Below are 7,524 nucleotides of genomic sequence, written 5' to 3' on the forward strand. Positions count from 1 at the left end.
TTTTGAGAGGCTTTTGAATAGGAAACTCACTTGAAATGAACCGTTCGGCTTCCTATTCAAAACCCAAAATCGGGAAGTTAATTTTTCTGCGTTACTTAGTTATTGCAAAAAATATGAAAGCTACTCAACTTATCTTTTTGGCAGCAATCCTCATGGTTTGGAGCTGCGGTGGAGACAAATCCGCCAAAGAAACCAAAAACGTTCCACTTACTTCAACAGAAGTACCCCTTGATTCTACCATGGATGTCAAAGAGGTAGTGGGCATTGCCCGCATCGAGCCTTCCGGGAAGATCATCAGCATCAATGCAGAAACGGCAGGTTTTGTCAAAGAGGTGCTTTTTGCCGAAAACCAGGCGGTGAAAAAAGGAGAGGTATTGGTGGTATTGGAATCCGCCATTGAAGCCTCACAACTGCACCAGGCCCAAAGCCGTATCAAAACCCAACAAGCGGCCATTGAAACAACCAAGGCCAATCTGGAATCGCTCAAAGTGAAACTGGCCAATGCCCAAAATACGTACACCCGCAACCTCAAACTACAGCAGGGCAACGCCGCTACTCAGCAAAGTGTGGATGACAGTCGCTATAGTGTGGAGGATGTGCAAAAGCAATTGGTTGCCCAATCGGCCAGCATCGAGCAGCAACAAGCACGCTTGGAAGAATTGCGCGCGGATATTGGCCTAAGTCAAACCCAATTGGGCAAAAAAAGCCTCCGCGCTCCGCTTACGGGGATCTTTCTTTCTTGCGATGTCAAGCCAGGAAATTACATCAACAGCGAAAAAGTACTGGGCGATTTTGCCAAAGATGGCCCTTATCTGGCCGTGGGCGAAGTAGACGAACTGTATGCTTTGCGCGTCAAAAACGGCAACAAAGCCTACATCCGCCCACAAGGGGAAAGCAATATCGTGGCACGCGGCACTGTGGTGTTTACGGGGTCTTATTTGAAGCAAAAATCATTGTTTTCGGATCGGGCCGATAACCTCGAAGACCGCCGGGTGCGGGAAGTACACGTGCGCCTGGACGACAACAGCAAAGTGCTGATTGGCAGCCGGGTAGAGTGTGTCATTGAATTGGATCAGGAATAAACCAGGATCTGTACAAAAAACAACACCATGTTCAAAACCGCACTTCGCTTTTTGCTTTATGATAAAGCAAAATCATTTGGCGCACTCTTCGGAGTGATCCTGTCGGTGTTTCTGATCGGTCAGCAATGCGGAATATTCATATTTCTCACCAATGCCATGTCGGCACTGGTGCGCAACAACCAGGAATACATCTGGGTGGTAGACGACAAAACCAACGACGTCAATTCCCTGGCTACCCTTGATATGCGCAAAGCCCGCGAATTGGCCAGTGTGCCCGGAGTTACTCAGGTCAGCCCCTTGGTACTGGCATCTGGCGGCGCTCGTTTTGCCAACGGCAAAAACTCAGGCGTGGTACTGATCGGGGTGCAATATCCCGAATGCGCGGGCGGCCCCTGGAAACTCAGTGAAGGCACCAACGCAGACATGCTCAAAGATGGCGCCATCATCACCGATTATTTTGACCGCGAATCGCTTGGAAGCGCCAAAGTTGGCGACTATTTCGAGATCAATGGAAAAAAAGTATTCATCGCTGGCAATACCAAGGGGGTGCGCTCTTTTGGCGGAACCTATACTTTTACCACCATTGAAAGGGCACGGTATCTGGGCAATATCCCCAACAACGAAGCCAGTGCTTTTTTGCTCAAATGGGATCCCAAAGTTTCCCGGGAGCAAGTGATTTATTACATCAACAAAAACCTCAAAGGCATCCGTGCCTGGCCCAGTGAAGATTTTACCCGCGAGACCATTCTTACGGTGCTGAGTTCCAGCGGCATTGCGCTTTCTTTTGGTACACTGATCATTTTTGCCCTGATCGTGGGGTTCGTCATCATTGGACTGACGTTGTACTCTGCAACCATCGACCGCATCCGCGATTACGGAACCCTCAAGGCCATTGGGGCCACGAATGGGTACATCAGTCGCCTGATTTTGACGCAGGCCATGATTTTGGCCGTTATCGGATTTATCATTGGCTATCTTTTGGTCAACGGCTTCAAAAACGGGGTTGCGCAAGCGGGGACGATCTTTGAATTTCCCCTCTGGATGAAATTTGGATTCCTGGTGCTGACGCTGTTTATCGCTTTGTTTGGTAGTTTGTTTGCCATTCGCAGGATTACAGGATTAGAGCCTTCAGCTATTTTTAGAATATAGATTTGGTATAGGTCGAGTCGACTCTTTCCGGGTACCTCGGCTTCACTATCGGTCACCGAGCGAAGCCGAGGTGCCTGATAGTGAAGTCGAGGTGCCCGGAAAGGGGCGAGGAGCCCGAAACTCAAATCTCATCAACCTTCTCAATCAATGAAAACACATCTCTTTACCATATTCTTGCTATCAAGTATACTGACCGCTTTCGGCCAAGCCCCGCGCGTAATCAGCCTTGAAGAAGCCCTCTCCCTTGGCCAAACCAACAACCTCGACCTCAAGAATCAGGCACTACAGGTTGAATTGGCACAGCGGGAACGCAACAAAATTGAGGCACGCCGTAGCCCGATCATCAACGCCACGGGCGACTTGCGCAGCAACGTAGTACTCCCCACCACCATCATTCCTGCGGGAGCATTTGGCGGCGGAAGTGGCGAGGATCAAAAGCTGCGTTTCGGTACTACTTTTAACATCACCGGAGCAGTAAGTGCTTCGTATGCCTTGATTGATCCCACTTTGCGCACTGATCAACTTCGTGCGGAAGGGCAAAAAGTACTTCAGGAAGCTACCCTGGAAAAGCAAAAAGCCAATTATCGACTCACCATTGCGGAGGCCTGGTACGATGTGTTTTTGAAACAAGAACAGCTCAAACTGGCCGAGGATAAGCTCAAGCGTGCCGAATCGCTTTTGCAAATCAACCAAACCCGGGTCAACGCAGGGGCTTTGCTGGCCAGCGAGGTGCAACGTAGCCAACTGGAAGTAGACAACAGTCGGGCCACGCGCGATCAGGCCAAAAACAGCCTGGAACTGAGTCGCCAAAACCTCGCCTACCGCATAGGGCTACCCCTGGATGCACTCATAGAGGTAGGAACGATTCCTGCACCGAATAGCAACGAACTGCTCCCTACCAGCAACGCGATGGGACAACGCTGGGAACTCAAAGAGGAACAACAGCGCGAAGTCATCAACCTGCTGGATCAGCGGCGTACCAAAGAGCTGTACCGCCCCAATCTGAACCTGATTGCCAATGGCCAAATTCAACACCTGAGCAACAATTTTGCGATTTGGGAAAAGTGGTTTCCTGCGGTTTATGTTGGGCTGCAAACCAGTTTCACCCTCTTTGATGGCAATTTGAAGCGCAAAAACCTGGAAATACTCCAACTGCAAAATCAAGTAGGCGCCCAAACCGTGCAACGCATTCAGCAAGACATCAACTACGAAATGGCCTCTACCCAAACGGCTTTAAAAAACACCATCGTGCAGTGGCAAAGTGCCCAACAAAACCTGAACACTGCCCGCAAAATTCTCGACCTGGACAAGGAGCGCTACAACGGAGGCAATCTGCTGTATGCGGACGTACTCAATACGGAATTTTCGCTCCGCGAAGCCGAGAACAATTCCTTGAGTGCCTGGTACAATTATCTGGTGGCGAAAATTCGGTGGGAGAAGGCGATGGGGCGGTAAGGAATTGGGGCGGGGTACTTCTGTAGATCCGCAAATTAGCCAAAATAAAAATCCATTTCCTTGGTTATGTTTTGGACATAAAAAAGTACCGCTTATTTTCGTTATTATTTTGTTTAATTAACAGTTATGAAAATTGTACTTCCACTTTTCCTGATTTTTTCAATTGGCCTCCTCTACTCAGGTATTTTGGCAGGCCAATCCAAATCTACCAGTATCCCCATCCATAAAGATGAAGTCCCGCAAAGCGCCTATGCGGTTGATGGTGCAGGTGTGCTATTTCTACACAAAGCATCGATGGAGGAAGCAAAACAGTTTGATGTACGCGGCAGGTATCCTGGAGCAAAAATATATCGCATCAATACTCAAGGACAAAAAGTATGGGAAGTATTGACTGGTCCTCAAGCTTATCAGGGCCTTCTTGAGGAAACCAGTACAATGGGCAAAATGATTTTTTCTTCTAATTTAGAAGTAGTATATTTTGTTTCAGGAACCCAGCAAGAATTGGTGATTACCCAGATTAATGCACAAGGGGAGAGCAAAAAATTGGAGGTTGAAAATCTTTTTGGCTACAATTTCCCACATGCGATGTTTTGTACAAAAAATGAATTTGCGGTTGTCATCCGTCGAAACGAGCCTGCTAAAAAAGGGATTCCGGCCAAAAAAATCTATTTTCTCCATGCCTGGGATAATGGAAATATGACAAAACGTGAAGTTACCCTAGAGCTTCCACTGATTGAAAAAAACGGTGCATATTCGGATTGGTCTTATTATGGCAACTCGGATAATGAGATGTATTTCGTGAGCCATTATACCCCAGGCCCGGTACATGATACTAAAGTTCGGATATTGAAAGTTGATTTTAAAGGCAAAGCTCAAGCTGATTTTATGTTGGATTTGACTATTAATAAAAACTTGGGTATGTACAGTGTCACCAATCCTCGGATGCTCCAGGGAGCAGGATATTTTGACACAAACATCAGTCAAAGCGATATGGCCTCACTGCTCATTGACCCTAAAAACAATGCCATCTATACCTGGGGAGTAGGCCTTTGGACCGATCAAAAAAAACGCAACGAAGGCTTTTATTTGAATAAATATGACTTGAATGGCCAATTGGAATGGACTACCCAGGAAGAAATACCTGAATCCTTTGTAAAAAACGGGCTGGTCAAATCTGTGTATGCCCTGCACAGTTTTAGCGTCTTACAGGTAAATTATGATCAAACATTGAGGCTACACTTTTTGGTTACTGGCTCAATTTACACGCTTGAATTCTTCCCACATGGAGATTTAAGGGGCTCTTTTTTCAACAAAGATGTGGGTATTCCAAGCATCGGTGATGCCAGTTTTAATTTTATTGACCGAGAAGAATCTCCTGCCTTTAACTTTTTACGAAAAAAGTATGAAGCAGAGGCCAAAAACAAAGATTTCGCGAAAGGTTCTTTCCATTTCTTTCGCTTCTCGGATGGAGAATTGCTTGCTGAGTTTCCTAAAATTTCGGATCGTTTTGATTTGCATTGGTTCAAAAAGGAATGAGGCGAATGATTTGATGGTTTAAGCAAAATACTCCGCTGGCACAAGTCTCCCCTTGTAACCTATGCTAGAATAACGGTTAGGTGCATCACTAAATATTGAACATTACGAAAGTGATCGTTTAATGTGGTCGTCAACTACTTGAAAATCTCGTTCACGCGCACAACAAACCCTGGAATCACAGATAAAAATTAGCGCTCTATTTTCGCCAATACCTTATCCGCATCTCTCCGGAAGCGGTCGTCAAGCAACATCGCATCAAACAGTTTAAGCGATTTGTCCAACAACGTGGGGTCTTTGAGTGTCTTTCCCCACAATGTGGTATAAGCATTAAGGACTACTTTAAGTGGTTCGCTGTCATAATATCCAGCATATTGAATACTTGGTTTTTCGTGCTCCGCAAAATTTTCTATCAAATCAAGGCAAGCATCAGGTTGTATTTTTGCACAAGCGATTAGGTACTCGTAAAATGGTCGTGGATTTTTTCGGGCGACAACTGTTCGCGAAAAACGCTTTAGAGTAGGCTGTAAATGCGCGAAATCTTCGGATTTAAGATGGTTAAATGCAAAATCATATGCATGAATGACGGTATCGCTCGTTTCTTCCAAAAAACGCTCGAACAGCTCAAGGCTACATAGAAGCAAATTTCCATTTTCATCACGGATATTGTGCGCAGCTACTTCAATAGCTCCTGCTTTAGCTTCATCACTTATTTCAAAAAAACGATTAAGTAAATTAAGCGCATCGCGGTGTTCAAAAACATAGGTCAAGGAAAGAATGATCCCCATGTCTTTGGCCAGGTTGGGATGTGTGAGCGCATTTTCAAAATAAGGGCGCATGCCATCAAAATTTTGCCGAGTAAAATATTGTGCGGACCAAGCTGAATGCTCCATAATCGCAGGCTCATTGTCCTGCACAAGTCGTAAAAACAAACGTAATGATCGAGCCCTGTCTAAATTAGAAAGCAAAGCAAGTCGGGGCATCATTTGGCTGCGAACCATTAGGAAATCATGTTCAGCGATCCGTTCAAGCGTCTCAAAGATCAGGTTTTCGTGCTTTTTGAAATAATATAAATAGGTTAACAAATGCACCGCACTCCCCCGAATCGAATTAAGCCCTGAGCTAAAAGTGGATTCCGTTTTTTTATTTTGGATAGTGACTTTCAAAGAATCATCAAGTGGATCGGCATGTGTTGTTGCCATTTTAACTAAAAATTCGAGTACAGAATCGTCTTCCATTTTTTCATTTGAAAAAACAGAACAAAGCCATACTAAGCGCTGAACCTCAAAAACATCAAACTCAGCAAGTGTCGGCAGCAGTTTTTTGAAAAGAAAAAGAAGTCGCTCAGGAATGTATTTTGCCTCTTTCAACCCATCTAGAGCATGAATAAGGTAAGTTCTGGGTAAATCTAGATTTGAAATCAAGTCTTCAATCAGTGGAAAAAAATAGTCGGGGCGCTTTTTGACTTCCTCTGCGAATTGCCTGGCGTGTTCAAGAGAACCTCCTTTACCGGATGCTCGGTCATATTCATATTTTTCATTAATTTTTGCAAAACTCTCCTTCCAGTCCTCTAAGTTCATTTTGCTGTATTCTTGTTGTTCAAGAGGAGGGCCAGTCCGATAGGCTTTTACCTTTTTGTTCAAATCTTTATCTTCTAAATGTGGGAATCGCTCTGACAATTCTCTAAAAATTTCTGCCACTGCCGGGATTTGGGCGATTTCATTTTCTGGCAGACATTTCAACCATTTAAGCCGAACATTACCAATCCAATCGGGTCTATTTTTTTCGTTCGCCCAATCTCTTTCATCCTCAGATTCAATTTGGGAAACAATCAGAACCAATTGCCGTTTTTGTATTTCTGGGAACTCCAAAAATGCTTCCTCCAATAACCTTCTTACCCGATATGTAAGTGTATCAGAAGCATCAACACCCTTCTTTTCAAGAAAAGCCGTTAAAAAACCTGCAATCTCAGCTATGTTCTCCGAGATATTCGCCCGAAAACCTTCTACTAAAATCAATAGCTGTGTAACAGATGAACTTTCTAAATTTTCCGAAATAAACCGCAAAAAACGTGGGTGAGCTACTTTTGCTAATGCACGGCCACATTTTATCAGCAAAGGGAATAATTGGGCTTCGTTTTGGTCTTCATCATCAAGATCAGTCCGATAATATGGGAAGTCATTGAATATAACATTTGGTTCAATCAGCCCGTGATGCTTATCGGATGCAAACATACATTGCATTTGAAAATCGAGCAATAAATCGAAAGTCTGTTCAGGGTGTTTTTCTATTAAATGCTTAATTA

Annotated in this window: 5 protein-coding genes; 4 read left to right on the forward strand and 1 reads right to left on the reverse strand. The window is 44.8% G+C overall.

The window, feature by feature from the left end:
- Positions 1-113 precede the first annotated feature (113 nt).
- The 4 genes from ABW391_RS19550 (at position 114) to ABW391_RS19565 (ending at position 5,222) form a co-directional block, all read left to right on the forward strand.
- Entirely contained in the window at positions 114-1,082 is a 969-nt protein-coding gene (locus ABW391_RS19550; protein ID WP_353483592.1) for an HlyD family secretion protein, read from the forward strand.
- Between the two features lie 27 nt (positions 1,083-1,109).
- A complete protein-coding gene (locus tag ABW391_RS19555) occupies positions 1,110-2,231 on the forward strand; it encodes an ABC transporter permease (RefSeq protein ID WP_353483593.1) in 1,122 nt (373 codons plus the stop codon).
- Positions 2,232-2,378: 147 nt separating this feature from the next.
- Positions 2,379-3,686, forward strand: a complete 1,308-nt coding sequence (locus ABW391_RS19560) for a TolC family protein (RefSeq protein ID WP_353483594.1) — start codon at positions 2,379-2,381, stop codon at positions 3,684-3,686.
- Between the two features lie 126 nt (positions 3,687-3,812).
- Positions 3,813-5,222, forward strand: a complete 1,410-nt coding sequence (locus ABW391_RS19565; protein WP_353483595.1) for a hypothetical protein — start codon at positions 3,813-3,815, stop codon at positions 5,220-5,222.
- A 188-nt stretch (positions 5,223-5,410) separates the two neighbouring features.
- Here the strand turns inward: ABW391_RS19565 and ABW391_RS19570 are convergent.
- Positions 5,411-7,524, reverse strand: a 2,114-nt coding sequence (locus ABW391_RS19570) for a hypothetical protein (protein WP_353483596.1), incomplete at its 5' end; no start/stop codon positions are given.

Source organism: Haliscomenobacter sp. (genome assembly GCF_040403615.1).
GTDB lineage: Bacteria > Bacteroidota > Bacteroidia > Chitinophagales > Saprospiraceae > Haliscomenobacter.